Source organism: Methylomonas sp. HYX-M1 (assembly GCF_040741385.1).
GTDB lineage: Bacteria > Pseudomonadota > Gammaproteobacteria > Methylococcales > Methylomonadaceae > Methylomonas > Methylomonas rhizoryzae.
This window is the reverse complement of sequence record NZ_CP160405.1, coordinates 4013418-4040411: the sequence shown is the minus strand read 5'-3', so window position 1 is coordinate 4040411 and position 26994 is coordinate 4013418. Positions and strand designations below refer to the sequence as shown.

At 55.1% G+C, this 26994-nt stretch carries 25 protein-coding genes and 1 pseudogene; 2 read left to right on the top strand and 24 right to left on the bottom strand.

The window, feature by feature from the left end; genetic code table 11:
* Positions 1 to 54: 54 nt before the first annotated feature.
* The 23 genes and pseudogenes from AB0A83_RS18240 to AB0A83_RS18130 all read right to left on the bottom strand — a co-directional run bounded on the left by AB0A83_RS18240 (position 55) and on the right by AB0A83_RS18130 (position 20327).
* Positions 55 to 2388, bottom strand: a complete 2334-nt coding sequence (locus tag AB0A83_RS18240; RefSeq protein WP_367154904.1) for a DUF5682 family protein — start codon at positions 2386 to 2388, stop codon at positions 55 to 57.
* A 38-nt stretch (positions 2389 to 2426) separates the two neighbouring features.
* Positions 2427 to 3500: an AAA family ATPase gene (locus tag AB0A83_RS18235; protein ID WP_150050879.1), complete on the bottom strand. Its 1074-nt coding sequence runs from the start codon at positions 3498 to 3500 to the stop codon at positions 2427 to 2429.
* A 17-nt stretch (positions 3501 to 3517) separates the two neighbouring features.
* A complete protein-coding gene (locus AB0A83_RS18230; protein ID WP_367154903.1) occupies positions 3518 to 7216 on the bottom strand; it encodes a DUF4132 domain-containing protein in 3699 nt (1232 codons plus the stop codon).
* Positions 7217 to 7803: 587 nt separating this feature from the next.
* Positions 7804 to 8292, bottom strand: coding sequence for a hypothetical protein (locus AB0A83_RS18225; protein ID WP_367154902.1), 489 nt, complete (start codon positions 8290 to 8292; stop codon positions 7804 to 7806).
* A gap of 292 nt (positions 8293 to 8584) precedes the next feature.
* A complete protein-coding gene (locus AB0A83_RS18220; RefSeq protein WP_367154901.1) occupies positions 8585 to 8860 on the bottom strand; it encodes a hypothetical protein in 276 nt (91 codons plus the stop codon).
* Positions 8861 to 8944: 84 nt separating this feature from the next.
* A complete protein-coding gene (locus AB0A83_RS18215; protein WP_140913071.1) occupies positions 8945 to 9523 on the bottom strand; it encodes a hypothetical protein in 579 nt (192 codons plus the stop codon).
* A 93-nt stretch (positions 9524 to 9616) separates the two neighbouring features.
* The gene (locus AB0A83_RS18210; RefSeq protein ID WP_367154900.1) at positions 9617 to 10195 is read right to left on the bottom strand and encodes a hypothetical protein; all 579 of its coding nucleotides are present in this window, start codon (positions 10193 to 10195) and stop codon (positions 9617 to 9619) included.
* 88 nt (positions 10196 to 10283) lie between these two features.
* Positions 10284 to 10763, bottom strand: coding sequence for a group II intron maturase-specific domain-containing protein (locus AB0A83_RS18205; protein WP_367154899.1), 480 nt, complete (start codon positions 10761 to 10763; stop codon positions 10284 to 10286).
* A pseudogene (locus tag AB0A83_RS18200) lies at positions 10732 to 11259 on the bottom strand (reverse transcriptase domain-containing protein); the annotation flags it as partial. The pseudogene AB0A83_RS18200 and the gene AB0A83_RS18205, both read right to left, overlap by 32 nt.
* A gap of 374 nt (positions 11260 to 11633) precedes the next feature.
* Entirely contained in the window at positions 11634 to 12032 is a 399-nt protein-coding gene (locus AB0A83_RS18195; protein WP_367154898.1) for a hypothetical protein, read from the bottom strand.
* Positions 12029 to 12379: a TfoX/Sxy family protein gene (locus AB0A83_RS18190; protein WP_367154897.1), complete on the bottom strand. Its 351-nt coding sequence runs from the start codon at positions 12377 to 12379 to the stop codon at positions 12029 to 12031. The genes AB0A83_RS18195 and AB0A83_RS18190 overlap by 4 nt, the downstream gene beginning before the upstream one ends.
* A gap of 104 nt (positions 12380 to 12483) precedes the next feature.
* Positions 12484 to 13083, bottom strand: coding sequence for a hypothetical protein (locus tag AB0A83_RS18185; RefSeq protein ID WP_367154896.1), 600 nt, complete (start codon positions 13081 to 13083; stop codon positions 12484 to 12486).
* 73 nt (positions 13084 to 13156) lie between these two features.
* Positions 13157 to 13459 carry a hypothetical protein gene (locus AB0A83_RS18180; protein ID WP_367154895.1) on the bottom strand — a complete coding sequence of 101 codons (303 nt, stop codon included), beginning with the start codon at positions 13457 to 13459 and terminating at the stop codon, positions 13157 to 13159.
* A 335-nt stretch (positions 13460 to 13794) separates the two neighbouring features.
* Positions 13795 to 14094: a barstar family protein gene (locus AB0A83_RS18175; RefSeq protein WP_367154894.1), complete on the bottom strand. Its 300-nt coding sequence runs from the start codon at positions 14092 to 14094 to the stop codon at positions 13795 to 13797.
* A gap of 107 nt (positions 14095 to 14201) precedes the next feature.
* Complete coding sequence (locus AB0A83_RS18170) at positions 14202 to 15227, bottom strand: hypothetical protein (protein WP_367154893.1); 1026 nt, start codon at positions 15225 to 15227, stop codon at positions 14202 to 14204.
* Between the two features lie 897 nt (positions 15228 to 16124).
* Complete coding sequence (locus AB0A83_RS18165; RefSeq protein ID WP_367154892.1) at positions 16125 to 16514, bottom strand: hypothetical protein; 390 nt, start codon at positions 16512 to 16514, stop codon at positions 16125 to 16127.
* A gap of 26 nt (positions 16515 to 16540) precedes the next feature.
* A complete protein-coding gene (locus AB0A83_RS18160; RefSeq protein ID WP_367154891.1) occupies positions 16541 to 17041 on the bottom strand; it encodes a hypothetical protein in 501 nt (166 codons plus the stop codon).
* A 69-nt stretch (positions 17042 to 17110) separates the two neighbouring features.
* Positions 17111 to 17587 (bottom strand): SWIM zinc finger domain-containing protein, encoded by a 477-nt coding sequence (locus AB0A83_RS18155; RefSeq protein WP_367154890.1) that lies wholly within the window; start codon positions 17585 to 17587, stop codon positions 17111 to 17113.
* 83 nt (positions 17588 to 17670) lie between these two features.
* Positions 17671 to 18222, bottom strand: a complete 552-nt coding sequence (locus AB0A83_RS18150; RefSeq protein WP_150050853.1) for a hypothetical protein — start codon at positions 18220 to 18222, stop codon at positions 17671 to 17673.
* A gap of 111 nt (positions 18223 to 18333) precedes the next feature.
* Complete coding sequence (locus AB0A83_RS18145) at positions 18334 to 18810, bottom strand: hypothetical protein (protein ID WP_150050851.1); 477 nt, start codon at positions 18808 to 18810, stop codon at positions 18334 to 18336.
* Positions 18811 to 19071: 261 nt separating this feature from the next.
* Positions 19072 to 19314 (bottom strand): hypothetical protein, encoded by a 243-nt coding sequence (locus AB0A83_RS18140; RefSeq protein WP_367154889.1) that lies wholly within the window; start codon positions 19312 to 19314, stop codon positions 19072 to 19074.
* Positions 19315 to 19353: 39 nt separating this feature from the next.
* Positions 19354 to 19878, bottom strand: coding sequence for a glycine zipper family protein (locus AB0A83_RS18135; RefSeq protein ID WP_150050847.1), 525 nt, complete (start codon positions 19876 to 19878; stop codon positions 19354 to 19356).
* Between the two features lie 77 nt (positions 19879 to 19955).
* A complete protein-coding gene (locus tag AB0A83_RS18130) occupies positions 19956 to 20327 on the bottom strand; it encodes a hypothetical protein (protein WP_150050845.1) in 372 nt (123 codons plus the stop codon).
* Between the two features lie 387 nt (positions 20328 to 20714).
* Here AB0A83_RS18130 and AB0A83_RS18125 point away from each other — a divergent pair, with 387 nt between their 5' ends.
* Complete coding sequence (locus AB0A83_RS18125; protein WP_150050843.1) at positions 20715 to 21020, top strand: hypothetical protein; 306 nt, start codon at positions 20715 to 20717, stop codon at positions 21018 to 21020.
* Positions 21021 to 21131: 111 nt separating this feature from the next.
* On the opposite strand, the gene AB0A83_RS18120 is transcribed toward AB0A83_RS18125, so the two are convergent.
* Positions 21132 to 21476: a hypothetical protein gene (locus tag AB0A83_RS18120; protein WP_150050841.1), complete on the bottom strand. Its 345-nt coding sequence runs from the start codon at positions 21474 to 21476 to the stop codon at positions 21132 to 21134.
* Between the two features lie 281 nt (positions 21477 to 21757).
* Between AB0A83_RS18120 and AB0A83_RS18115 the strand changes: the two genes are divergently transcribed.
* Positions 21758 to 26968 carry a RecQ family ATP-dependent DNA helicase gene (locus AB0A83_RS18115; RefSeq protein WP_367154888.1) on the top strand — a complete coding sequence of 1737 codons (5211 nt, stop codon included), beginning with the start codon at positions 21758 to 21760 and terminating at the stop codon, positions 26966 to 26968.
* Positions 26969 to 26994 lie beyond the last annotated feature (26 nt).

Below are 26994 nucleotides of genomic sequence, written 5' to 3'. Positions count from 1 at the left end.
AAATCATGGTGGAAGCATTCGTTTGTCGGGGCGATTGCCATGCCTTAATGAGCTTCACTCATCTGGTTCCAGCCAATGTTCGAGGCCGTCGGCTTTAAGTTGCGCGGCGAGTTGTTGCTGCAAGTGGCGGGCCTGCAGCAGCAAGTGTTCGTCCACGTCGGCATTGAACAACGGTGGTGCCGCCTGCCAGCCGTTCAATTCGCACAGTGTATCGCCGAGCTTTTCGACCGCTGCCGGGTCGAGATGGCTGAACAACAAACGCAGTTCCGGCAAGGCCGACATAAAGCGTTCTTCGTCCCAGCCGGCCAGTAGGCGGTTGAGCAAGGCCGGTAATCCGAGCGCATCGTCGTGCAGCAAATAGTGCGGCGTTACAGTGATCACCGCGTTGACCGCCTGGTAAGCGGCCTCCGGGGCGTAGTCGAACAGTTTGCCCAGCGCCGCGCACAATTCCGCCGGGCCGCCGTCGCCCAGTTCCGTCAGCAAGGCGAGACAGGCATAGCGCAAAGCGACGCTCAATTCGCCGTATTGTTCCAGCCAATGCAGGCGCGCCTGCCAGGCATTTTGCCAGTCGTCGGTCAGTGCTTCGGCGCATTCGCGGGTGATTTCCCGGATTTGCAGCAATAAGCGCAATCCCGCCGAAGTTGGCAGCGAGTTGAGCGCCGGCAGCATAAACATCAGCTGTTGCCAGGCTTGCTTGACTACCCGGCGGATCGGCTCGGCGTAGTGCTCGAACAACTCGTTTTGGTGTTGGCGCAGGCGCAGCAATAACAGTAAAAACTCCGCCAATTGCCCGCAATCGCTGCAATCGTTCAACTGCTGTCCGATTTGCCGCCACAGCTCATGAGCCAAGTCCAAACGCTTCATCAGCAGCAGTTGCACGAAAAACTTCTGGTGTTCGGCGAGGCTCAGATCGCGCAATTCGGCTAATTGTTCTTGGATACGCTGATTCAACAAGCTTTGCCAATCCGGCGCGGTGAGGCTCAAATCGACTAACCGGGCTTCCACCCACGGAGTCCAGGCATACTGCCATTCTTCGCTGCGCAAATGCAGATGCAGGCCATGCTCCCAGTCGGGCCCGGCGGTTTTTTCGGCAAAGCCCAGACCGATAAACCGGCATTGATATAACAGCGCCAAGCGCTCGTTGTCGCGTTGCCGGATAGTGAAGGTGGTGGTGACTTTGGTGGTCTGCTCCAGTTTGAAACGGGCGCGCTTCAACAGGCGATAGACTTCGTCGACTAACGGCAAGGGCGGCAAAGCGCTGCTGACTTGCCCCAGTCGGTCGCCGGCCAGCAAGCTGCACGCCTGTTTCAATAAAGGCTCGTCGCCGGCTGCGTCGTGTTTGATCAGCACGCTGCGCAGGCCGTCCAGGATGTCGTACAAGCCCGGCCAGGCATGGCCGCGCAATTGCTGCAACTGCATCGCTTGGTAAAACACCGCCTGCTTCGCGGCGGTATTCATCTGTTGCCGAAATAAGGGATGTTGGTGAAGGTCGGCAAGCACTTGCAATAGTAATTCCTCCGCGACACCGTATTCCGGCAAGTCAGAGCGCCACTGCAACAAGCGCCGGTAAAACCCGGGCACCGGCATGCCCGCGCTGTAACCGCTTAAGGCGTCGAGACGATCCTCGCTGTAGCGGACCAGCCAACTAGGGCTTGCCTGCTGCGGTTTGTGGGACGGCGCGTTTTGCCAATCGAGCAAAGCATAGGTGTGGAAACCGCCGGTTACCACCACGCAACGTTGACCTTTCCCGGCATGGCGGGCGATTTCGCCGCGCATGAAGCGTTCCCGCGCGCCATCGCCGGAATCGGCGATGGCTTGCTCGCTGTAGGTCAAACGGGCGGCGGTGCAATAATCGAAAACCCGGCCGAAAAATTGTGCCGGGTCGTCGAAGCGTCTTAGCTCGAACCAACGCTCCCATAACTCGTCGCCATGGCGGCAGCGCGTCGTTTGCACCAGTTTGCGGATGAACTCGCTGTGCTGCAAATACGCTTCGTGCAGAAAGCTGATGCCGCCGTGTTCCCGGTCTTCCCGCTGCCAGGCCTTGTCGGCTATCGGTAAGTCGATAAAATAGAGACTTTTGTTGTGTTGTCGGCCCCAGCGCAACGCGACCCATTCGGGGCTGGTGTCGTACAAAGGGTAAAAACTGTTTTGGCCGTACAGGGCCACCGGTGGTACGGTCTGCGCGTCCAACAGCGTTTCGAGCTGGCGATTGAAATCCACCGCGCCTTCGATCAATACCGCGTCCGGCTGCACGCTGTCCAGCAATTGCCTTAAATAAATGCTGCAAGCGGGGCTATGGTGGCGGATCGGCGCCCAAAAAATGCCGTCGTCGCCGGCGAATTTAGCGCGGGCGGCTTGGAGCTGCGGGGTAAGCGTGTCTTGGAGCATGGCTGTATGCGGTACCGGCGGCGATGCTTGTCAGGTTGTTAGCCGCCTAGCCAGAGCTTTCTGCCCGCCTCGAAAAAACCTTTCCAACGTCCGTCTTTTTTGGCGCGGTCGCGCACTACGACGTCCAGATAATGTGCCAGCTTTTTCCGCTCGTCCGGTTTGTCTTTCAGGATGCTGCCTTGCATTTGTTCGGCAACTTGCGAGCTGCACGGCCGGCTGCCCATGTAGTGGTTTTGCAGGCAGCAGGCATAGGCGATATTGACGGCTTCGGCGGTCGACAGCACCGCATCCAGCGCTTTGACGGCGGCCTGCTTTTCGCCGCGCAATTCGTCGAAGGCGGTGACCAGTACTTCCAGCACATCGTTGTCCATCGCCGGTTGCAACGACAGGCGCGACAGTTTTTCGGCAACTTGCTGGCGAATCAGGCGTTTTTCCAGTTCCACGTCGCGAATCGGGTAAACGGTTTCGAAATTGAAGCGCCGCTTCAATGCGCTCGACATTTCGTTGACGCCGCGGTCGTGCAGATTGGCGGTGGCGATCAGATTGAAACCGGGTTTGGCGGCCGTGACGCGGTGCAATTCCGGCAGCATGACTTGCTTTTCCGACAATAGCGAAATCAGCGCATCCTGGATTTCCTGCGGACAACGGGTGACCTCTTCGAAGCGCGCCAGCGAGCCGCTTTGCATGGCGCGATAAATTGCGCCGGGAATCAGCGCATCGTCGCTGGGGCCGCGAGACAGCAGCAAGGCGTAATTCCAGGAATATTTGATGTGTTCTTCGGTCGTGCCGGCGGTGCCTTGCACGATTTTTTGCGAGTCGCCGCTGATCGCCGCGCTCAACAGTTCCGACAACAACGATTTGGCGGTGCCCGGTTCGCCCACCAACAGCAAGGCCTGATGACCCATCAAGGTAACGATGGCCCGCTCGACCAAGGCGTCGTCGCCGTAAAACTTCTGGCTAATGCCCAATGCCGCGTTGCCGATTACGAAGTCCCTCACGGCCTGCCCGGACAATTGCCAGCCGGCAGGCTTGGGACCTTTATCCTGCTCGCGTAGAGTTTGCAACTCTTGGTGAAACAGCGATTCGGCGGCTTGTTTAATCACCTCTGACATGTTTATTTACCCCCCGCTCACCAAGGCGATTTGTGCCGCCAATCGGCATCGAAGCTGCCTTTGGCGGCAACGGCTTCGTAATCCAGCATGGCTTCGTAAAGTAAGCTGCCCGGTATGGCGTGCAGCGGTTTAAAACTTTCCTCGCTGACCCAGCCGCGTTGGTCCGGGGTTGTGAAGGCCAGATGGAATAAAGTCGCCGCGACGTTTTCCTCCGGCAGGCAATTGCCGCTGAATTCGATCGTCACGCGGGTGTTCAAGGAGGCGAAATCTTTGTAATAGTGAGTGAAAAAGCCGCCGTCTTCCGCCGCGGCCCGCTGGTAGCCGCGCTTGGTCAATACGCCGCGCAGGGTAAAGGCATCGGTCATCCAGCCTTGATGGTAATCCAATTGCTTGCCGGCGAGTTCGGCATCGGTCAGTTCATGTTGCGGCAGACTGAACTGCTCGAACAAGGGTTTCAATTTTTCGTCCTTGAAATGCTTTGCCCAGGCTTTCGCTTCCTCTTGCGGCAACTGGCCGGCATGGGCCACGCTGATCCGGGCGTCGTCGGCCAAATCGTAGGTTTCGTCATCCAGGTCGATCAGTTCCAGCTCGGCGGTCGGCCGTAAGCGGCGCGTTTTCCCATCGCTCTCGACTTGCCAAACCAGGCGTTGCAACAAGCGCTGCATCAGCGGGTGTTCCAGTAGGTAAGCGCGCCATTCGGCACCTTGCCAAACACGGCCGACGCACATCGCCTCGTACAAACGCTGGGTTTGCATTTCCAGCACTTGTTTCAGTTCTTTCTTGTTATTGGAAAAATCCGCCTTGGCCTGTTTGACCGCTTCGGCGTCGTCGTCCTGGCGCGGGGCCGGCAAGGACTTGAGGGTTTTGCCGGCTTGGTTTTCCAGAATGAGGCTTAGGTCGTTGTTCAGTTTCAGGATTAGACTGCGCGTACCGTAAGACAGTTGTTGCGTGCCGTTGCTTTCGAAGCCCGCGCTAGGAATGGTGCGGTCCGCCAATTCGTCGTGGCTCCAGCCGTTTCTGGCGGCAATGGCGGCAACCAGTTCGTTGGCCCGTTCCTGAACGGATTTTGTGCGGTGGCGCCGGGCCACGGCGAGCAGCAACTGGATTACAGTCGGATCGTTGTTGTTGGCCAAGGCGGTCAGCAAGGCTTCGATTTGTGCGCGTCGGGTGTAATGGTCCTTCATGTATCGTTTGACGACCAGCACCGCATCGGCCGGCTCGGCATAAGCCGCCAGCGCCAGGATGCCTTTCTCGCCGATTGCCGAGCCTAAATACTCGGCCTTTTTTTGGTTGAATAACTCGCGGTAAGCGTCATCCAAGGTTTTATCCGCATATTGCTTGCCCCAGTCGCTTTTTGCCCAACGCTGCCAACTATCGAAAAGCCCTTGATGGTACTGCTTGGCATGGGCATGTGCCGCGTCGTCGCCCGGATTCAAGGTGTCCTGGCGGATGAAAGCATGCAGTATGGTATTGCCCAAGGCTTTTTGACTCCGGTCATCCAGTTGCCGCACGTACAAATCCAGCAAGGGATTGCCCTCGGGTTGTTTGAGTTTGCAGGCCAATGCCAGCCACCATTGCAAAACGTCCCGGTCTACCGCTTCGCCGCTAAGCCATTTGAGTGCCGGCAGCGCGTCGAACGGAAACCAGCACAATCCTTTCGGCAGCGCTTGTTTTAAATGGATCTGCGCTTCTTTCAACATCGTGGCCGGCGCCAGATAAGCGCTGATATTGCAGCCCAAGTCATGCAGCGTGCCAAGCAATACGGCTGTTGCCGCCGGATGTTTTTCTTTTTTCAAGGCCGTCTGCAGCGCCGGAATTGCCTGGTTCAGCTTCAATTCGGCAATCCAGTCGGCGGCGACGATGCGTTCGTCGGCTTTTCCCGAGCTTAAGGCGTCGATGATGCGCTGCGGCGCTATGCCGTAGCCGCTTAAAATCGACCGTGCCAACGGACCGTAGGTTTTAGCGGGCGACAAGGCTTGTTGATACAACACTTGCAGATACATGTCCGGAATCACCGGGAACTGCGCCAGGATGGCCATGCCGCGCGCGAGTTCGAATTTGCGGTATCTGTCTTCCCGGCTTTCCAGCAGACCAAAGGCTTCTTTGAGATAGTCTTCGTTCTCGGCAAAAAACGGCCAGATCGCCATGCCGTAAGTATCGGGCAAGCTCGCATCGGTGTTCCAATAATGAATCAACAGCCATTGCGCCAATTTGCGAATGTCGCCTGCTTGTGTACGGACCAGCTGCGCCAACTGGCGTAAATCGGTAATGACGCCGGGATGGGCGGTAAACCATTGCCTGGCTTGGGTCATCTCGATATTTCCTTGAAAAAAACGGACTAAATGGACGGCTTTGAAGTCGGCATCGGCAAACAAATCGGCTTTCAAGCACAATTCCTTGAGCTTTTTAAAATCGCTATCCGATTGTTGGCCGGTCAATTGCCCGACGCTTTGCCGAATTCGTTCGCTTAAGCCTAACTCGGTCGAAGCGCCCAACAATTTATCCAAGTCGCGTTTGATGTGGTCGGCTTTATAAGCCAGCCAGCTCTTATAGTTTTTTTGTTGCCAGTCGTACTGGGTTTTTTGAGCGAGGTTTCCGGTCCGCTCTGCTTCGGCGGCGCGCTCGTAGGCTTTGAGCGATTTGGCGTACTGGTCCGTTAATGTGTCGAGCCAATGTTTGCCGATGGGTGCTTCCGATTCCAACGGACTCCATTCCGGCAGTTCCAACTCGGCATCGGCGGTTTGCCGGGCCGCCGCCTTGTTCGCCAAAGCCTGGCCGATGGTTTCTTGTATGGCCTTGCTGGGTTCGCTGCTTTGCCACTTTTTCAATAAGTCGACCGCTTCGTCGCCGATCATGACCGGTAACGTCGGCACCAATGTTTTACGCGCTGCGTTGTCGAAACCAAGGTAATGCGCATCCAAGTAGGCCAACAATTTTTCCGCGCTCAATTTCGGTATCAACGGTAGAGCCGTTTGCCGCACTTGTTTGCTTTTGTCGCAAAGCAAAGAAACCACGACCGCCAGCACGGCATCCAAATTTTGTTGCGGCAACAAGCACTCCGCCAGCACTACGCGGCCCGAATAGTGTAGTGCCGCCAAGGTAGCGCTAAGGTCGGGGTCTTGCAGCAATGCCGGCCAGTCGAAGCGCGACGCCAATTTTTTAACGAAACCGCAATTCCATTCGTTTTCTCTGCGTTCCAGCAAAACCGGCATCCACTGTGCGACGTCCAAATCGTTTTGCCGGGTCAACAATAAAAACCAGCGTTGATCGTAATGCTGCGCCAGTTCGGCGCGATCCCCGGCGAAGGCATGCAACATATTCAGCTCGGAAACCAAGACCGCAAACCAATCCGGTACTTCCGCCAGATAATGTCGACGGATGTTGTTCATATCGGCGCAGGCGGCCATGACCACGCCCAAGCGTCGGGCTATTTCGATATCAGCCAAGAGGTCGGAGCGATACAGTTTTTCGAAGTTTTCGTATACCTTGGTGGCTTTCTTTTGATGTTCCGCACCCAGTTGGTAATACCCGTAGTGATAGCGCGGTGCGGAAACTGCGGCCGTTTGCAATTGTTCGCGGCTGAATTGCCCCAAATGCGCCGGGATAGCGTGATTGTCTCCGGATAGAATGTAACGGGCAATGGATTTGGAAATCCCTTTTTCGTATTCGTCCAACAAAGTGAAACACGCTTGAACATCGGATTGACTATTGAACATGTGGTTTATTCCCGGAGACATTCATTGCGTTCTTTTAGGTGCTGGTTGCGGAAATTGAAATGTCGGCAGCGAATGACGGTTGATTTTTGCCGCAGCATGCCGAAAAAGGCAACGCGTTTGCGGCGGTAGCCGAAAACTGTCGATTAGAGCCGAAATAGACTAACACAAAAGATATGTCTCACGGTGAAGAGGCAGTTAAGGCACAGGGCTGTTCATTCCGTCTGACCGGTCCTTTATCCAACTGCCACGCAGTGGGAACAAGAATGCGGCGTCATTTAGTGATGCAATCCCGCAAACCGGGAAATTATTTTCGGCTATCTGCATTCTAGGATAGGAAAGCAGCTCGACTCATGTTTTCAGACTGCACCGTTTTGAGCAAAACACGGTTGGATTGTAGCTGGGCGCAATAACTTGTTATGTGTAAAAGTTGGTTGGGAGTAATGGCCGTTATCGGCCAAAACCACGTCAGTCGGGGTTGATTGTTGAATGGCTGGTTTAGATCAGACATTGCTTGTTTAACGCCAGTGTAACGGGCCGGTTTGTAGCGTCAGCGGAAAACCGATCACGTTGACACAATCGTTATGCATTTAGCTAGCAAATCCAGTTGTGGACAATATGATGTTACTTACTTCTTCATGGGATTCATAAGTAGAGAATGACTCTAAATAGAAATTTGCAATGCCTATTTTCGAAGATATCGCTTTAGTTGTAGCAATTCTGCCATTGGGGGAAGTCTCGTTATACTTTGCTACCCAAGCTGACTTATGCTCTTGAACTGCGATTTCGCTAAAGTTAACGTTGGTTGCGATATTAGCGGACTGTTCTTGTCTCGTTTTCAGGAAGTCATCGAGAAACTGTCTCTGCTGGGCATGAGCGGGTTCTTTAGAGTAGTAGAGAACTGACACAGTAAGCCGATGATTTCCATCATTTGACTCATACGCCCACAAGTTATCGTCGGCGGAATATGTCACTAACTTCCACGAATCAGGAATATTAACTTTAAAGCCTATTTGCTCATGCGCCATTGAAGTCGTGCCAAATAGCAAGCCAATGATAAGTCCAATAATTTTCACCATGGCAATTCCTCTGCATAACGTTTGACATGAGCTGCATGACCCGGCTTGCCGGGGCATGTCAGCTCGATGGAAGGGTTAGGCGTCACAGCCACGCGCCTGAGGAAAGAGTTGGAAGACGAAGGATGCCTTCTCCCACTCGGGGTCATTCTCCATTCGATAGTTCCATTGCCGCTGCCATGTGCGGCTGTGAAGAAGGGTTTGGAGTTCGGTATGAGCGACCTCTGGATCATGGACTTGGAACATCAGTTCACGCGCCTCATTCCAGGTGCTTCGAGCCAGGAACATTGCGTTCTCAGCTCCTTGTTCGGTTCGCCCCTTGAGAACAACGGATTCGATCTCGTCGCCCAGATCGAACAGGAGTTTGCTCTCCTTTTTCCGACGGCATGCCGTTCTCGATTAGTTCCTCGGCTTCTATCGTGATGCAGAGGTGCCAAGGGAAGATCGCTGTGTGCTGGAAGGCGAGCAACGCATCGTTGACCACGATTACCTCGGGAAGCCCGTCTCGCTTGGAGTTGAACAGCGTGTAGTGCGGCTCGGGTAAGTCGATGGTGATTTCGTGGTCCGGCATTTGGTGACGCCTAACGCCAGCGTAACGGGCCGGTTTGGAGCGCCAGCGGAAAACCGGTCACGTTGACGCAATCGTTATGTTTTTTCATATCCATCCTTTGAATTCATGCACTTTGAAGTCTTTAGGCGTTAATGATTTTTCATACTCGCACACTTCATTAAGTGCTTGGGAAACTATCGTATCACTACTAGGCCATGCGTCTGAAAACGCTTGCCAGCAGATACCTTTCGCTATCTCGGTAAGTGTTGCAGATGCAAGTAACGCCATTCTCAGATCAAAAGTGTCCGATGAGCCAAAATTGAATAAGGTTGATTTCGTGCATTTTTTAAGCCGTTGATCTATTTCCGCATTAGCGAAATATGCAACGGGTACTGGTTTTCTCAAGAGTTTATCTATCCATGATTGCTTAGGCTGCTTTATATGCTTATTGACATCGAAATGGTCGTAATAGAACTCAAACCCTGCATAGTAATCTTTGCCTATTAAGTCAGGGTGAGAATGGTCCCGTATATTGATTTTAAAAGGCAAAAACCCCGAATGCGTGCGAAACGAGAACTCGGGATGAATTTGGCAAGACATGCCGAGCTCTTGCATTTTTTCTAACCAAATTGGAACGATTGAATCGTCCAACTCATTTAGAAATACATTTATATCCATACTCATGGTATTTCGCTCCGAGAAACATAACGTTTCGCGTAACCGGCGCCAGGAAGCGGAGCGCAACGTAGCTTTCTGGCGTCCGAGTTAACGCGATTGTTAGCTGCCATATTTAACGCTCGCCCGAAAACATGCTTCTTCGGGTGTAATGGGGTCCACAAAGCGCGCCTCGAAAACATTTCTTTCCAGAAAACCCATTGGACGAACCAACTTAGTTAAGTAGCCATTGACATCAGTAGTGACGTTTCCAAACGGTTCCGCTCGACACAGGAGGCCTGTTTTTGTATTCATCTCAACAGAAGAACCTAAGTCACCAGCGATGAACATCAACGCGAGAATCCCTACTGTACCAATTGCATACCCAAGAACGATGGGGCTCCCTAAGACAACAACAGCCACGATTCGTGGCGCAATAGGTATGATGCGAAAAGCGAACATAAATATAGACGAATAGAAAACAGAAGCGATGAAGAGAACAAATATATCTGCCTCAATCCACCGCATTGATACACCGGCAAACCACAGCGCCGCAATAGCGGCAAGGGAGATAACAGAGGCTACGATGAGTCTGCGCGTATGCTGCGAAGCATGCTTGGCAAAAATGCCGGTGATGACAAAGGCGACAGGGAGCGCTGCTACCAGAGTAGCTTCGATTCCGAAAAAGACAATTTGGTTCATGGCTGCTAATCGGGATAGGAAGAAGCCTCGCGGCTCCTCCCTCCCACACCACCGGGCATACGGATCACGTACACGGCGGTTCGATGATTCATACCTGCCGCTCCGCCAAGGCGGGCAGCCCCATTTGTGCAAAAGTCCTCGCCGGCAAAGCCAGCGATAACGCCGGGGTCTTCGATAGGCGCCACGGGCCATGCGCACTTTTGCTGGTGTTCCACGCTTCTCGCACGGAGACTCCGCGTTTGCGCAATTCCCGGTAGCCGGCTCGACCCCATTGTTTCCAGAGATGGCAGCGTAGCTTCCGTCGTATCCATTTGTCGATGTCGCGCAGCGGGCTCATCACTTCGGCAATGCCGAAGTTGCTTTGACCGCCATGGATGGCGGGAATGCAGGTTTTGCAGGAGCAAAAACCTGTCCAACCAAGCAGGGCTTTTCTTAATTCTGCAACGATCTGTTCCAAACGGCGGCCTCGGGTACGACGGGTCAGTTCGCGGATACGGTCTTTGAGTTTGTCCATAGCCTGATCGGCCACTTTCAGTTTACTCCCGTTGCGACTGACGGTGAAGCTCAAAAAACTTTCGGTTATAAGGGCGATCCACCGCGCTTTTGAGCGGATTGACGGTGAGCTTCAGCCTGTCACTCAGCCAGCGTGTCACGCTTGCCATCACCCTCTCGCCCGCACGCTGACTTTTGACGACGATGTTGCAGTCATCAGCGTAGCGGGCAAAACGGTGGCCGCGCCGCTCCAGTTCCCAATCCAATTCATTCAGTACGATGTTGGCTAACAGCGGTGACAACGGCCCACCTTGCGGAACACCCATTTTGCAAGGTTGCAACGTATCTCCAACTTGGATGCCTGTCTTCAGGTAGCGGTTGATCAAGCGCAGCAAGGCTGGATCAGAGACTTGGCTTTTCAGCTTGGCCATGAGCCGGTCATGGTTGACGCGGTCAAAGAACGCCTGTAAATCCAGGTCAACCACCCAGCGGTAGCCTTGGCGAATATCCGCTTGCAGCTTGCGTACCGCTTGGTGCGCCGAACGGTTCGGGCGAAAGCCGAAACTATCCCGGTGAAACTGGGGCTCCCATTAGGGCGACGCAGGAAGCCAAAGCCGAGGGCTTCGCGGTCACGTGCCCGCTCGCCCCGGATGTATCACGCCTCATATCCGGTTCTTGCTATTCGCATCTTCCTGATGCTCACCTTGCGGGCCGCACGTTGTGCGTTCAAAATCGTTCCCAACGATTTTGTCATCGCCCCGCAGCTTTGGGTGCGGCTTCTTCCAGACCTTGCCTCGCGACAACGCCCTTGCCGTTTCCCTAGCCTTCGGCTCTACGAACACCTGGCTGCCGGACTTTCACCGACATAGTAACGTGCCATGCCCGGCACACACGTGTAGTTCAGCGGCCTGCGCTGCTTTTTGCGCAGGTCCGCTGGAACGTCCGGTTAGCCCTTTCGCGCATAGACTGCCGCGATTAGCGGACTGACGACAGCGTAATGCAGTAAGACAAATGCAGTTTCTATAGCCAAGTAGCCACTGACCGACGACATGATGTGCTTGGCGCTGACAGCAAGAACCATGAAACTCCACGCTAGCGGACATGCGAGAGCTGCGAATTTGAGCGCGCCTTTGACGATTGATTCTCCCGCAAACAGCCGTTCGTACACGATTGACCAAATTACCCCTTGGATGAGCATAGACGCGATGCCGAAGGGAATGATTACGTCATCACGATAGACATGCAGGGATTGGTAGTAATCGGCAAAAATGGTCAGGTGCCAGAAGAATCCGAGAGGGAAAGTTGGGAGCATGTACGCCAAGACAGCCAAGAAACACTTGTTCATCTTGAAGGTTCCTTTTGTTTTTTCGGTGGAAGAGATTTGACGAAACGATGACATTGGGTGACCCAATTAGAAAGGTCTGAGTCGTTTTGAAAACCCGGCGGATCGACAAATACATACCCTTTCATCGGTTTGCCAGTGAAATCCATTTCTCGGACATGAGGCTGTGAGAGTGCCTCCTCATAGTTTGCGGGGCCGACTCTTGCCATCAAAACTTCACCCGAGATACCAACGAACATGTAGCCACCGGACATGAAGGCCAGTCCACCGAACATTTTTTTCTCAATAATGTGTCGATCCGGGCGTAAGATATCGCGAACTCTCTCGGCCAATCCTTCATCAAAGGGCATACGGGTTCCTTACGATTGAAAATGGCTAACGCCAGCGTAACGGGCCGGTTTGGAGCGCCAGCAGAAAACCGGTCACGTTCACGCAATCGTTATGCGTCGCCGGACTAAGCATCGTAGTAGCAAACAAAATACGGTCGTTCACGGAACACTAGCGATCGATCGTAGCCGTCGGGCTGCGCTCCCATCCCCACCGCAAGAGGACTAAGCGCCCCAGTAGGCGAAATATAGGCGTGGTTGTGGACCGCAACCACGTTCTCGAAACCGTAACCGTCTGGAAGACCGAAGAACTCCACGCCAAACGACGTTCCATAGGAAAACAATTTTCCATCCTGCATTTCAAAGACGAACCCAGTCCACCCCATGGTTGTTTCGCCTTCGATCTTCTTCAGTAGCGCAAGAGGGATAGCGAATCTACTTGGTTGGACACGCTCGATGTCGTAGTGATTTACGCGGTTGCCAGAAGCCACAAAGCTCTTGACGATTGATTCGTAGCCGTTGCCTGAGCGGAAGATGCCCTTGCCCTTCTTCTCCTGCTCAAACCGCCGAATCGCGAGCTCGACGATAGGGCCGCATTTTCTCAGCATTACGCACGGTAGGTACGTGCCGTCCTTCAGGTAAGCGCTACAGCGAAAGCCCTCACCGTAATTGGAGTCGGGGAAGGACTCTACGCCAGATTTCAGGTAGTCGAGGATCAGTTTGCTCATGAGTTAAGACGCATAACGTTCCGCATAACCCGACTGAGCCGCATCGCGGCGAAGGTCGGAGTTAATGCGGTTGTTAGCTGTCGCCCATTTTTGAAACGACCTGCTCATAAAATGCTTCCTCTACTGATTCTAATTTCCACTTCACAGCATCTTGCTTTCGTTTCAAAATCGCAGCGCATGCCTGAGTTATATTCTCTAAAACCGATTTACGGTTTGGTTCTGATTTTAAAAACAGCTCATGCATTGATATTTCGCTTACATCTCTACTTGTAGTTGAATTGCAAAATTGACACGCTGTTACCGTATTAAGCGCCTCGATTTCTTTTGCTAAAGATTCAATTTCAGCGCCTGAGAAAAAAGGGAATTTATCTTTCACTTCCTCACCGAATTTGTTTCAGATAGCCGCCTTGTGATTTTCCGATTAAATGTTCTACTGTCATTTGACGCCAAAGATCAAAATTTAATGGCTCTCCACCACAACCACATAGCTGACACTTACCCTTACACCGTATGTGTACCTCCGCGGAATATCCGAAAAGAGATTGGCAATTTTTGTAATTGTACTTTGGCATACATTCCGCAAACAGCTAACGCCTTTGTCAGCCGCGCTTTGGCTGAAGTGGAGTTTTGGGGTAAAGTGGCGTAGCCACCCCAAAACGGAACGTAGGCCAAAGCGTCGGCTGGACAAAATTGTTAGAGCATTCTTCCATCTCACTCGACCTTAAAAGAAATTTGACATCCAGGATCAGATTTTAGATCGTAAGAAATTTGTTTCAGATGATCATAAAATATTCCGTCTTCTATTTGTTTCAGTGTGGCAGTATTTATTACCTTTATAGTACATTCTTCTTCCCCCGGAAAACCGGGACCACCCGCGTGCAAAGCGTCCCAGAGTGCATCCAGATTTTTTCCAAAATACTCTGCTCCATCCGGGTCGACAACTTCTAGATATAAATTCCAAAAATCAACTTTCGATTGAATATCCTTGCAATCAATAATGTACTTAGTCATCCAAATGCTTCCGATGGGCCTCAGAGCTCTAACGCCAAGTATAACTTGACTCAAAAAGCGGAGCGGCGATAGCCGCGGAGCTTTTTGGGGTCAAGTTAATACGCTGGTTAGGCATTTTTCTCAAAATCCCGCGATAGCATTTGTGATGCAGCGGAGGCCTCATACATTCCAACCCCTTTAATTTGCTTGGCAATTTCGTACCCATCATTTCTAAATTTTGCCAGCATGGAATTTAACTCAGCAAGTTTGCCGGTATTCAGAACCATTCTAACCGCTGTACCTCTGCATAAATGAGGTAAATCAATATGCTCTTTTCCATTTTCATCAAGCTGAATTCCGTGGTCGCCAGAACAAATTAAAAAACTACCCCCAAGGCGACAAATTCTATTAATCATATAAAGACCAAAACCTGAGTTATGCCAAGGGTCATTTGTATCAACGATCGCTCCTTTGTAGTTCTTGCTTGATATTGCAGGCATTAATGCCTGTTGGATAGCATCACTATGGGTTGCTATCTGGACATGGGGGTTGTTTTTTAGTGAAGCTTTAAGGCCTATTCCATGATCGACAATCGCAATTTCTACTTTGCTGTAATAGGGCCAGTATTGAGCACAGTACTCAATACTCTTCGATTTACTATGCTCGTATACGTTACGCATAATTTCACGTATAGAAAATGTTAGTGCATCAACAAGGTTTCCACTATTTTGCTGTGCCAATATCTCTGCTAGATGCGCTGACCTTCGCTCAATGATCTCTTGCTCTACTTCCCACTCTTTTGTGGCTTCATCTACAATTGTTTGAATGCGAAGGATGGTGTAAGGCACAAATCGGTCATTGCCATCTACGCAATTAGGTTCTCTACCGTGCCTGAGACCAAATGCCCGAAAAAATGCCATATTAGCTGCATAGTCTTTAGTTTTGTGTCCTCTACAGGAAACGACCGTATCCTTATTTCGGCGATTGAACTCACGAATATACTTTGCAACATAGACTATGGTAAATGGTTCAATCCGACCCATATTGGAAAAATCGATTACGACTTCATTCTCTTCACAATACTGTTCAATTTCGTTGCAAAATTCGAAAATAGTGTTCACATCACATGAATATGGATATTTAATTACTGGCACATAACCTCCGTATGCCTAACTAGTAATTAGATAGTTCTGTATATCTACCGAAAATCATTCCTAGAACCGATAATTTATTGATTAACATGCGATTTTCCCTTCTGTATATCATCGGAACCTAGTAGACATGACTGGTAAACATCAAACTGCGGTCATTGAATCAGATTAGACGATAGGCTGCAATGGGTCGCTATGGATAGCTATCCATAGCGACCCCTATGTATAGTGCCCAACTATGAGTAGCCGTATATTGCGATCGGTGGCAAAGTCTGATTTTACTGGTCTTTCAGCCAATCCTTGGCTAAAAAGCTTTACATAATTTTGCAAGGGTTTTGATGTGAAAATTTCTTCACTTCAGAAAATTCAATGATCCTTGCCGACTAACACATTTACACTTGCCTGCTTGAGTGCCAATTGGCAGCCTTTGTTGATGGTTTTATGCTTCGTTTGGTTGAATATTGCCATGCACCAACTCCGTTTCTAGTTATCAACCGGCTAGAAATGAATCGACTCAGTTTTAAAAGCATCAAAACTATGTATAGCGCTCTGCTGGTAATCGCTAATAACACGTAGGATGCAGATCAAAATAAATCGCTTCTATTCATAGTTGGGCACTATACATAGGAGTCGGGACAAGACGATCCTGCCCTACCAAACGGTGGATTTTCCGCGCACTGAAATCCAACCTAACCAAACTGGACTTAACATTACATCCCAGTGGCTTTGATTCCAAGCTCAGAATGCAAATAGCCTTATTTTCTCTTCACTCCGCCTAAGCTGGCCGCGTTGCCGGACCTTTAACGCTCGATGCCCATATTGGCTAGGATTCGGCAAACCAAGCGGCGCAATCCGCCGCCGCTTGGCGGATCAAGCTTTCATCGAGTTGGCCGGATAGACTCAAGGCGGCGATGCGCAATACCGTGGCTGCTTGTTCGGCCGTAAGCAGGCCGCTAGGCACAATGTCTGCATATAGACGGTGGCTTCGGTGGCGGTTTTGGCGATTAACGCCGCCGCCAGCAAATCCATTACGCCGGCCGGGTATTGCTGTTCCAGCAAGACTTGCGCGGAACGCAGTTTTTGTGCGGCTATGGCGTGCAAAGGGTTGGCAATAGGCGCGTCGGCGGCAGCTTCGTATAGCGCTTGACCGGCGGCCAACGGCGACGCCGCACCCAAGCGTTGCAGGCTGCGCCAAGTGCGGCGGTCGATCACGGCTACCGGTAGCTTGCCGGACAGGCTTTGCGCCGTGCTTTCGTCGTCATCCTGCCAATGTTGCACCACGACCAGCAAGCCGCCGGCCTTACCTAGAATGCGTTCTATGCGCGTTCCGAAGGCGGTTTGAATGCTTGCAGGGTTTTGCCCAATCCCATGTCGTCGGCCAATAGCGCCCGGCCGCGCGAGGCCAAAAACGCGACGCCGTCGACTTGGTACGGAAACAGTTTGACTTTCAAACCCGGCAAAATCCCGTTGCTTTGCTTGATTTGCCGGCTGATTTCCTGGCCACGTAATGCAGTCGCCGCGTCTTCGGCGTATTGCTGTACATAGCGTTTCGCATCGTCGCCGAGTTGGAAATCGTCGCGGCCGTAGACCAGCTGTTCCAAACGGTAAAAGTCTTCCGGAAGTCGGCCGGTAAAGCGGTCTTGCTCATCGAAAAACTCCGTCAGCCGTGTGCTTGAGTCCGTCGGCAAATCGGGACGGCGCTGTAAGCGCAGAATAGGCAGGGTGGCCGATTCCCAGGCCAAGTAGACGAAGGACACCGGGCAGCCGGCGGCTTTTAAGCGCTGATAGTCGCGATGTTTGCGGGCAAAGTGCAGCACCGCTTCGATATGTTTGCAGGTGCCCAGCCGGTTGCTTGCCAGATCCGGGCAGGTGCAATAATTGACGCGCTAATCCAAGGAGCGAATGTGCACTTGGTAGGAGCGCTGCCAATGGCTGGCGGATACTAAAGAGCTTGCCTGCCAAGTGCCGAAACCCGGATTGCCGCTGATCAGCTTGACCTTGACTTCGTTGCGGCCTTTTTTGATGCGTTCTTGAATCGCTTCGTCCAAAGCGCTGTTCAAGCTGCCGGATTCGATAGGGGCATATTGATCGGCGTAGGCGTATAGTGCGGCGACGGCATGCACGCACATACCGTTTGTCGAGCGGCAATCGCAGTCCACCTCCAAGCGCTCATCGGCTTCGTATGACCTCAGCCAATATTGTTCGCCGTTTTCGTCTTCGACTTGGGCTTCCAGGCTGCCGTCTTTGACGCCGACGCCGATAACCCGGTTATCGGTGAAATAGCGCAAGCCTTGCTTGACCAACTCGTCGGAACAAAGCCGATGCAAACCTTCGGTGTCGTAGAGAAAAAGTTGCTTATCCATGATGCCGGGCAAGTGATTTTTTGCCGGATTCTAACGGTATGCGCCTGATTTGACCACAGGCTTGCAAAGCGGGCCGTTGTGCCTCATGGCGCGGCGGCCTGGCCACCGAAAGGTTCGGCTATTTCCCAGCGCAGGATACGGCGTTGATGAGCTTCGCCTGCCACGTCTTCCACGTAGGATATACGCACCGGTAGACCGTCGCGAATGTCGATAGGCGGCTGCTGTGCGTTGGTAAACGCCGGTTCTTGCGCGCCGGGGGACCAGATAAAAGCGATGCCGGCGACGTAAACGATTTCCCAACGGTCATAGCGGCGCCGGCCGTCTTTGCCGCGCGCTAGTTCTTGCTCCCATTGTTGGTGGTTCGCGATAAGGCCCTCGGCGATGAGATAGTCGCCGCCGGAAAGCCTGCCGATCAGGCGTTGTTGATCCCAGGTATTGATGCCGTAACCCAAGCCGCCTATCAGCGTGGCAAATACGGCGATGACTTTGGCGCTGCCGGAGCTCTGCCGGCGGCGGTGCGCGCGTAGTTGAAACAGTAGCGCAAGCAGCAACATGGCGCCGGCGACATATAAAAACGGAGTGAAATCGGTGCGGTCGTTGCCGGCGATGTCGTATAGCATCCGCCAGGTTCTCATAGGCCGGAGGGTGGTTGCATCGATTGAGCTAGGTTGCGTGGGGCGGGAGAGAACGGGCGGAAATCGCTTGAGCTCAATCTTGTCCCCGGTTTTCGGAGAGTGGCAGGCATGTTACGGTAGGCTTTTGACCGAAATGAGTCTTTTGCAGACGGTGTAGCAGTCGTCCACGTGCGAATTGCCTACAAATTTCATGGCTCCGAATCCGACCGCAGCGTTGGCCGCCCAACCGATGATGGGTACGAATTTCAGCACTTGCTTTCCGGCTGTGCGCCCGGCTACTTTGGTGAGGGTTTGCATGGCGACGGTTTTTGTGACTTCCGCGCCTATCATGGCCAGTCCGGCGCCTTTAACGACTTGAAAAACGATTTGTTTGGTCACAGGATCGTAACCCTTTATTTGTTCGCTGCTTAGCCCGAATTTCCGGTTAATCGCCGGAATGAGCTCCATCAATATCGCGACGTCCGCCGCGATGTCGATGCCGGGGGTGGGAAGCAAGGACGAACCGGCCGAGACGGAGGCCCGCGTGGTGACCATCGTGTAGCATTCGCTACGGATTTCGTTGAGTTCTTCTAGGTTTTTAGGCAGCATGGCGAATCGAAACTTAGCAGGGTTGGGTAGTTTTGCCGCAACAAGGCTTTGTGGGAGGCGTGCGGCTACTCCAATTCAATCGGCGCTGCACACGATACCACCGTGCCGACAATTTCACATCACCGCAAAGCCGGGATTTCGTTGATAGCTTGTTTTATAAGGTAGGGGGCGAATTTATTCGCTCTATCACACTGTTATCAATTAGGGGCATTATTTTTGACCAAATCCTTAGCCTATCGGAAATTCCAATGCCGGGCCGCGTTAATACCAAACGCCTTGCAGGCGACGTAGGTAGCGGATGTGGGCTTTGGTGTGCAGGTGGCTGAGTTGATCGATCTTGCGTTGCGGCAAGCGCGACACGCCGCTTTGGCCGATATCCGAAGCGGCGTTGTTTTGTGCGAATTTTTGTTCCAATCCGAGTTTTAGGCGCCAGGCTTGTTCGATTAACTTAAGGGCCAAGGTCGGCCGCTCTATACGGATCGAGCGTTGCTGCAGGCCGTTCACAGTGAGGATGCTGAAAATTGACTAAGGGTGCGGGCGGCGTTACTGCGACGGCGGTTCGGGCGGCGTGCCGGCGGGCGGCGGCGGAAGGTTGGCTGCAGGTGCGGAAATCGGTTTGGGCGTTTGCGGCGCCGAAAACTGCCCGTTTACCGGCACCCGGTGGCCTTTGGCGTACATACATTGGATGTACGTCATGTCGTAGCGTTGTTGGGTGGCGGACATTGAACTGCTTGCCATGCCGGTACCTACCGCGCTGCCGGTTACCAATCCCGTTCCGGCGCCTATCGCCGCGCCCGTGCCGCCGCCCAAGGCTGCGCCGGCCGCCGCGCCGACTACGGTACCGGCTGCGGCCGAGCTCAGTCCGCTTTGCGTTGCGGCTTGATTGGGGGTTACGCCGCCCACTTGCATCAGGGCATATTGCTGGCAGACATAGTCGTCGCTGCGAAATTGTTCATAGCTTTTACCGTGGCCGGCTAGCGCCATTACGCTGGGGCCGTCCGGCAAACTAGCGCAGCCGCCGAGTAGTAAGGCGGTGGTTATTACTGGAATCATTGAATAGCGCAACATAGCAGTTCTCCCTAAAAATGAGGTATTCCATCGTTCCGTTTAGCCTGCGGCCAAACAACGCCGGCTTATATGCGGTTTCATTGCGGCGGGGTGGGTTCCACCGGTTGCCAGCCGGACGGGCAATGTTTTACGTAAGGATAATAGCCTTGCGGGTTATCGCAGTAATACCAATAGCCCGCCGGGTACTGCCGGGTCGGCGTTTGCTCGATATATACAGGCGGTTGTGACGGTACGGTAATAATAGTCGGCGGATAATACGAATAGGGGTAGCCGAATCTCCAGCTATAGAAGGGATCGGAGAAAAACGGCGAGCCCACGTAAAACCCGAAACGTCCGCCATGGTGATGGTGGCCGGCCCAGCCTCCGCCGCGGCCGTGCGGCCACGCCGCCGAGCTGTGTACCATGCATGCCGCTAAAACGGTTACGGCTAATGATAATCGATATTTCATGCTTCACCCCCCTGGCGGGCGCCTGGAAACTGAACAACGGCTAGTGTCTCTCGATTAGCTTGGCAAACCATTCTTTAGCTTTGCTTAAGCGGTGCGGGAACGATTCCTCGTCTTCCCTTCGCCCATGCTCCCGGTGGTTGCGAAGCCGCCCCGGCAGGTTTGCACGGCGGCACCGCCGCCAGGTCCTGTTGCAATCATGTTGTTCGTGCAGGCGAAAGTCAAGCCGGAGCGACGTTCCGCCGCTATACGCCGCGCCTTCCCCGGGGTACCATGCTATTCGCCTAAGAACGGTACGGGCCGATTTGCCGGTAAACTTTTGCGGCAAACCTGCCTCTAACGCCGGTAATAGCGGGATTTACAAAGCCGAACCAGCGGCAGGAGGAGAGTATGAAACGCTTAATGTTATTCCTGATCATTGTGTCGACGGTCGCGGCTGCGGACGGCAACCGGACTTCGAGCGGCACGCTGTATTCCGACGATGGTACGAGTTACATCCGGATGGGCAATACCGTGTACGGTTCGGACGGTTCGACCGGGACGGCGATAGGCAGCTCGATCTACCACGACGACGGCAGTACCTCGATACGCATAGGCAACACCGCGGTGGGTACCGGTCGCTCGTCCGGCCCTGCCGATAGCGGGGCGGATGGAAACGCTTGCCGGCAAACCGGCAAGCCGGCCGATTGCGATTGAGGTTGTTCGCTTGGCGTCTACAGAACCCCCGCAGGCCGCGGCTTGCGGGTTCCGTTAGTTGTAAAGCGAGTCCAGCCCGAACGCATTGGGTTATCCGCAAGCGGCCGCGCTTTACTTTTCCAATTTTTGTTTAGCGGCGTCGACTTCGGCAGCGATAGCCTGCACTCTGGCGCGAAAGTCGTCTTGAGCTTTGTTGGCCGAATCGGCGATAGCGTTGTTGTCGGCGTTGGCTTCTTTGATCAGGCATTCGAAATAAGGCTTGGAACGCTGTTGCCAGTCGTTGATCGCCGCGACGCTGGCGTTAAAGTCTTCCACGCTTTGGCCGTTGACGGTCGGCGCCGGCGGGCGTTCGCCGCAGCCGGAAGGGGTCCAGGTGCCGTTGTGCAGACTTCCGGCTTGCGCTTCGGCAATCAATCCGCCGAATGCGACGGTTAAAATGCGCAGTTTGGTTTTCATGCGTTCCTCCTATAGTTTAAAGCCGTCATTTGTAACCGCTTTTCCAAGGCCGCGACAAGCAAAAAAATCCGCCGGATAGCCGGCAAACCGGCGGTTTCACGATCATGAAACCGCGATATCGCCGCCCCGGCGAATGAAAGGAAGTCGCAGGTAACGCCACTTGCGTCTCGGCCGGGGCATCGCTTCCGCAATCACTGGTGTGGCAAGGCCCGCTGAAAAAATGTCTCCGGTTGGATGAGGGCCGTTGGCTCATGCGGCGCCGATTACTCTAAAATCAGCACATGATTAATCGGCCGTTACATCCGGAATCCACGGCGTTTGCCGCTCCCATATTCAAACCCCGTTGCTTGTGCCTGGACATCGAAACCGCGCGGCAGAACAATCTGCAATTGCGCGAGGTCGGCGCCTTCCGCCCGGATACCGGCGAACGGCTGCGGATCTCCGGCAATGCCAGGGATTTCGCCCAGCGTCTGGATCACATCGCCGAAGGTGCGGCGTTTGTGTTGGGTCATAACGTGATTGCTTTCGACCAGCCGGCCCTGTCGCTACTGCATCCGAATCTGGCTCTACACGGTTTGCCGCTGGTGGATACGCTGGAATTGTCGCCGGTGGCCTTTCCGCAAAACCCCTACCACCGGCTGGTCAAGGATTACAAACTGTGCACGACCACCCGCAACGATCCGGTGCGCGACGCGGAGCTGGCTTTTGAGCTGTTTCTGGACCAGCGCGAGGCCTTGCTGCAACGGGTAGCCGAACAGCCCGAGGAAATGTTGTGTCTGCATTTTTTGCTGGCGCCGGAAAACGGCCGCGGCCCGGCCGGTTTTTTTGCCGGCCTGCGGCATGCCGAGCGGCCGAGTTTGACCGAGGCTCAAGCGGCTTGGCTGGCGGCGACGGCCGGCAAGGTGTGCGCTTCGGCGCAACGGGCAATCGCCGAGCAAGGCCTGGCCGATGCCGATATGCGCAAACCGTTAGCCTACGTGCTGGCTTGGTTGCGGCTGGCCGGCGGCAATTCGGTGTTGCCGCCATGGGTCGGCATCCGGTTTCCGCAAAGTAAAGCCTTGATTAACCAGCTGCGCGACATACCCTGCGGCGATCCGAAATGCGCTTGGTGCGCCGAGCAGCACGATCTGAAACAGTTGCTGCCGCGCTATTTCGCCGGCATCAGCAGGTTTAGGCCAACGCCGGCGACCGCGGACGGCGGCTCTTTGCAGCAAACCATCGTCGAACACGCTTTGGCCGACAGGCCGAGTTTGGCGATTCTGCCGACCGGCGGCGGCAAGTCCCTGTGTTACCAGCTGCCGGCCTTGGCGAGGTACTATCGTAGCGGCCGGCTGACCGTGGTGATTTCGCCGCTGCAATCTTTGATGAAGGATCAGGTCGACAATCTGGACGCTCGCGGAATTACCTGCGCCGGCTATCTGAACAGTCTGCTCAATCCGCTGGAGCGGCGCGCCGTGCTGGACAAGCTGCGTCTGGGCGACTTGGGGTTGATCTTCGTTGCGCCCGAGCAGTTTCGCAGCAGCGCCTTTGCCAACGCGCTGGCCTACCGCGACATTGCCTGCTGGGTATTCGACGAGGCGCATTGCCTGTCCAAATGGGGTCACGACTTTCGCCCGGATTATTTGTACGTGTCGCGCTTCGTCAAAGCCAGACAAAAAGACAAGCCGTCGCCGGTGTTCTGTTTCACCGCTACCGCGAAACCGGACGTGGTCGCCGACATCGTCGGCCATTTCCGCCAGCGCTTAGGTTTGGAATTGACTTGTTTGGTCGGCGGGGTCAGCCGGGAGAATTTGAGCTACGAAGTGCACGCCGTGCCGCAAAACGGTAAACAGCAGGCGGCCTTGAGTTTATTGGAAGAGGCGTTGCGCGAACCCGGCGGTGCCATCGTATTTTGCGCCCGGCAAAAAACCGTCGAAGACACCGCCGAATTTCTGACCCAGGCCGGTTTGAATTGCGGCTATTTCCACGGCGGCATGTTGCCGGAGCACAAGCGCCGGGTGCAGGAGGCGTTCATTGCCGGCGAATTGCGGGTCATCGCGGCTACTAACGCCTTTGGCATGGGGGTGGACAAGGCCGACGTGCGTCTGGTCATTCACCTGGATACGCCGGGCTCGCTGGAAAACTATTTGCAGGAAGCGGGCCGTGCCGGCCGCGACCAGGACCCGGCTCGTTGCGTGTTGCTGTTCGACGAGGCCGACATGGAGGTGCAATTTCGCTTGCTGCGCAACTCGCGGCTCAGCCAAAAAGACATTTACGCCATCCTGAAGGCCTTGCGCAGTCTGGACCACAAAGAGCGCGCCGAAGGCAAGCTGGTGGTCAGCAGCGGTGAGATCCTGCTGGAAATCCCCGACAAACACGGCATCGATCCGGACGCCGCCGACGCCGATACCAAGGTGCGCATCGCCGTGGCCTGGCTGGAAGAGGCGCGTTTGCTCAAGCGCGAGGAAAATCACGTGCGGGTGTTTCCGGGCAGTTTGCGGGTCGCCAGTCTGGACGAAGCCAAAGCCCTATTGGCGAAAAAGTTGAAAGCGCATGCCGATCCCGGCCCCTATTTGGCTATTCTGGCCGAACTGCTGAGCGCAGGCGACGACGCCGGCATCAGCACCGACGATTTGATGCTGGCCACCGGCCGGCCGGTGCACGCGGTGCAGAAGTTGTTGCATGAACTGGCCGGCTTTCAATTGCTGTCCAACGACCAGGAAATCGGCGTGCAATTCTATCGCGAGCCCGACACGCGGCAACGGCTGACCGATTTGGCCAAGCTGGAGCGGGCGCTGATCGATAGCTTGCGCGAAGCGGCGCCGGACGCCGATTCGGAGCAATGGCAGTTGCTGCATGTGCGGCGTTTATGCGATAGCTTGCGGCGCGATGCCGGGGTGGACTTGCAACCGGACCGGCTGACCCGTTTGCTGAAAGCCTTCGCCGAGCCGTTCGGCGACAAAGCCTTCGGTGGCGCCCGCCGGGCGTTTTTCAGTTTGCGCCCCGGCGGTCCGGATTACCGCTACGTCAAATTGCAGCGCGACTGGTGGCAGATCGAGGTCATTTGCGCCAAGCGCCGCCGGGTGGCTGAGGCCCTGGTGGCTTGTTTCGATAATCTGCGCCAGGGCAACAATTTGCTGATTGTGTGCCGGCAGGAAGCCTTGGAGGCGGCGTTGCAACACGATGCGACCTTGCAAGACCTGGATGTGGCCGATTGGCAATTGGCGCTAGCCGCCGCGCTGTTGTACCTGGATGCCAACGACGTGTTGCATTTGGCGCGCGGTAAGGCGGTGTTTCGCTCCGCCATGCATATCCGGCTGAATCCGGACGCCCGTCGCCGCCAGTTCAAAAATGCCGATTACGCCGAGCTGGCGCTGCACTACCGCGACAAAATCATCCAGATTCACGTGATGAGCGAATACGCCAAACTGGCGTTGGGTAAACTTCAAGCGGCGATGGCGTTTATCGTCGATTACTTCGCGCTGCAGCGTGACGAATTCGTGCGGCGCTATTTCGCCGGCCGCGAGGACATATTGACGATGGCCGGCAGCGAAGCCGCGCACCGCCGCATCCTGGTCGACTTGAAGAATCCCGAGCAGCAAGCCGTGGTTGCCGCGCCGGCAAACGCCAATCTGTTGGTGTTGGCCGGTCCCGGTTCCGGCAAGACCAAGGTCATCGTCCATCGTGTCGCCTGGTTGCTGCACGAGGCGGGTGTGCCGGCCGATGCGATCATGGTGTTGACCTATAACCGGGCCGCTGCGGCGGAAATTCGCGGCCGCTTGCGTGCCTTGGCCGGCGCCGATGGGGCTGGAGTCACCGTGCAAACCCTGCATACCTTGGCTCTGCGCCTGACCGGTACCAGCTGCGCGGTAGCCGCCGAGCGCGGCGAGAGCGTCGATTTCCAGTTGTTGTTCCAGCGCGCCGCCGAGCTGCTGCGCGGGGCCGACGTCGATGAAGCCAACGGTGCTTCGCTTCGTCGCGACCGGTTGTTGGCCGGCTTGAGTCACGTATTGATCGACGAATATCAGGACATCAACGCCGACCATTACCAATTGATCAGCGCACTGGCCGGGCGTGGGGTGCAAACGGCCGACGACAAGCTGGCGTTGATGGCGGTCGGCGACGACGATCAAAACATCTATGCCTTCAATCTGGCCGATGCCGGTTTTATCCGCCGCTTTGCCGAGGACTACCAGGCCACGACCCATTATCTGTTGGAAAATTACCGCTCTACCCTGCACATCATCGCGTGTGCCAACCGAGTGATCGCCAAGGCGCGGCAGCGGATGAAACACGATGGCAAAATCCGCATCGACCATGCCCGCGCTGACCAGGCGGACGGCGGTGCGTTTGAGGTGCTGGATCCGCTTGCCCGCGGGCGGGTGCAGATTTTGCTAACGCCGACGCAAGCCGGCGCCGAGCTGGCGGTAGCACTGGCCGAGTTACAGCGCTTGCAGGCTGTGCAGTACGGCGAGGGCGTGCGTTACTGGGGGCGCTGTGCCGTGATTGCCCGGCATTGGGCGGCGTTGGAGCCATTGGCCGCGTTGTGCCGCCGGCAAAACATTCCGGCGCGCTTGCTCAGCGAAGAAAACTTGCCGGCCTTGTACACGACCCGCGAAGGCGCGCTGCTGTTGGACTTGCTGAATCGGCAACGCCACGGCCGGCCGCGTCTGTGGCTGCGTTGCGGTGTACTGTCGCGCTGGTTTCGCCGCCGCTACCGGCAAGCGGTCCACGAACCGCTGCAACATCCCTACCGGGCCATGCTGGCGCAGTTCATCGCCGATAGCGAAACCCTGCCTAGCGACGGTGCGGCCGGCAGCGGTTGGCCGTTGGCCTCTCGGCGGGTGGTAGCCGATCTGATCGAAGCCGTGTACGAATTCGGCAGCGGCCGTCAAGCCCGCTTTGCCGACGGCCCGAACGCGCCGTTATTGCTGATGACGGCCCATAGAGCCAAGGGTTTGGAATTCGACCACGTGCTGATTTTGGATGCGGACGGCTGGCAGCAAACCGGCGACGACGAGCGCCGGTTATTTTACGTGGCGATGACCCGTGCCCGCCAGACCTTAACGCTGTGCCGGCGCACCGGCGGCCGCCACGCCTTTGTCGAAGATTGCGCGCCGCTGTGCCTGAGCAGGTCTATCGAAGCGGCGAGCGAGGTGGCCGACGTAAAACGGCGCCTGTGGCAGGCTACTCCGGAGCACGTCATATTATCCTGGCCCGGTTACTTCGCCGCCGCTCATCCCGTCCACCGCGCTATCGCCGCGCTGGACTACGGTACTCCGCTGGTCCTGCGTCCGCGCGGCGACGGCCAGTCCGGTTGGGAGCTGGCCGATGCGAACGGTACCGCGGTTGCCCGCATGGCTCAGGCCTTTGCGCCGCCGCGCGGCACTATCGCCGCCGTCCGCGTCGCCGGCATTTTGGCGAGGCAGGTCAAGAACGGCGGTTCGGAAAATTTGCGCTGCCAGCGCTGGGAGGTGGTGCTGCCGGAGCTGGAATATCAGCTGGATGACTGAGATACGCCGTTGGCGTGATCGGGGTG

Coding starts and splice junctions, on each gene's coding strand:
- AB0A83_RS18210 (WP_367154900.1), bottom strand. CDS start 10,195: ATGAACCAAATTGTCTTTTTCGGAATCGAAGCTACTCTGGTAGCAGCG.
- AB0A83_RS18185 (WP_367154896.1), bottom strand. CDS start 13,083: ATGAGCAAACTGATCCTCGACTACCTGAAATCTGGCGTAGAGTCCTTC.
- AB0A83_RS18190 (WP_367154897.1), bottom strand. CDS start 12,379: ATGCCCTTTGATGAAGGATTGGCCGAGAGAGTTCGCGATATCTTACGC.
- AB0A83_RS18240 (WP_367154904.1), bottom strand. CDS start 2,388: ATGCTCCAAGACACGCTTACCCCGCAGCTCCAAGCCGCCCGCGCTAAA.
- AB0A83_RS18225 (WP_367154902.1), bottom strand. CDS start 8,292: ATGGTGAAAATTATTGGACTTATCATTGGCTTGCTATTTGGCACGACT.
- AB0A83_RS18215 (WP_140913071.1), bottom strand. CDS start 9,523: ATGAGTATGGATATAAATGTATTTCTAAATGAGTTGGACGATTCAATC.
- AB0A83_RS18220 (WP_367154901.1), bottom strand. CDS start 8,860: ATGCCGGACCACGAAATCACCATCGACTTACCCGAGCCGCACTACACG.
- AB0A83_RS18150 (WP_150050853.1), bottom strand. CDS start 18,222: ATGAGAACCTGGCGGATGCTATACGACATCGCCGGCAACGACCGCACC.
- AB0A83_RS18120 (WP_150050841.1), bottom strand. CDS start 21,476: ATGAAAACCAAACTGCGCATTTTAACCGTCGCATTCGGCGGATTGATT.
- AB0A83_RS18230 (WP_367154903.1), bottom strand. CDS start 7,216: ATGTTCAATAGTCAATCCGATGTTCAAGCGTGTTTCACTTTGTTGGAC.
- AB0A83_RS18135 (WP_150050847.1), bottom strand. CDS start 19,878: ATGTTGCGCTATTCAATGATTCCAGTAATAACCACCGCCTTACTACTC.
- AB0A83_RS18130 (WP_150050845.1), bottom strand. CDS start 20,327: ATGAAATATCGATTATCATTAGCCGTAACCGTTTTAGCGGCATGCATG.
- AB0A83_RS18125 (WP_150050843.1), top strand. CDS start 20,715: ATGAAACGCTTAATGTTATTCCTGATCATTGTGTCGACGGTCGCGGCT.
- AB0A83_RS18175 (WP_367154894.1), bottom strand. CDS start 14,094: ATGACTAAGTACATTATTGATTGCAAGGATATTCAATCGAAAGTTGAT.
- AB0A83_RS18145 (WP_150050851.1), bottom strand. CDS start 18,810: ATGCTGCCTAAAAACCTAGAAGAACTCAACGAAATCCGTAGCGAATGC.
- AB0A83_RS18195 (WP_367154898.1), bottom strand. CDS start 12,032: ATGAACAAGTGTTTCTTGGCTGTCTTGGCGTACATGCTCCCAACTTTC.
- AB0A83_RS18235 (WP_150050879.1), bottom strand. CDS start 3,500: ATGTCAGAGGTGATTAAACAAGCCGCCGAATCGCTGTTTCACCAAGAG.
- AB0A83_RS18115 (WP_367154888.1), top strand. CDS start 21,758: ATGATTAATCGGCCGTTACATCCGGAATCCACGGCGTTTGCCGCTCCC.
- AB0A83_RS18155 (WP_367154890.1), bottom strand. CDS start 17,587: ATGGATAAGCAACTTTTTCTCTACGACACCGAAGGTTTGCATCGGCTT.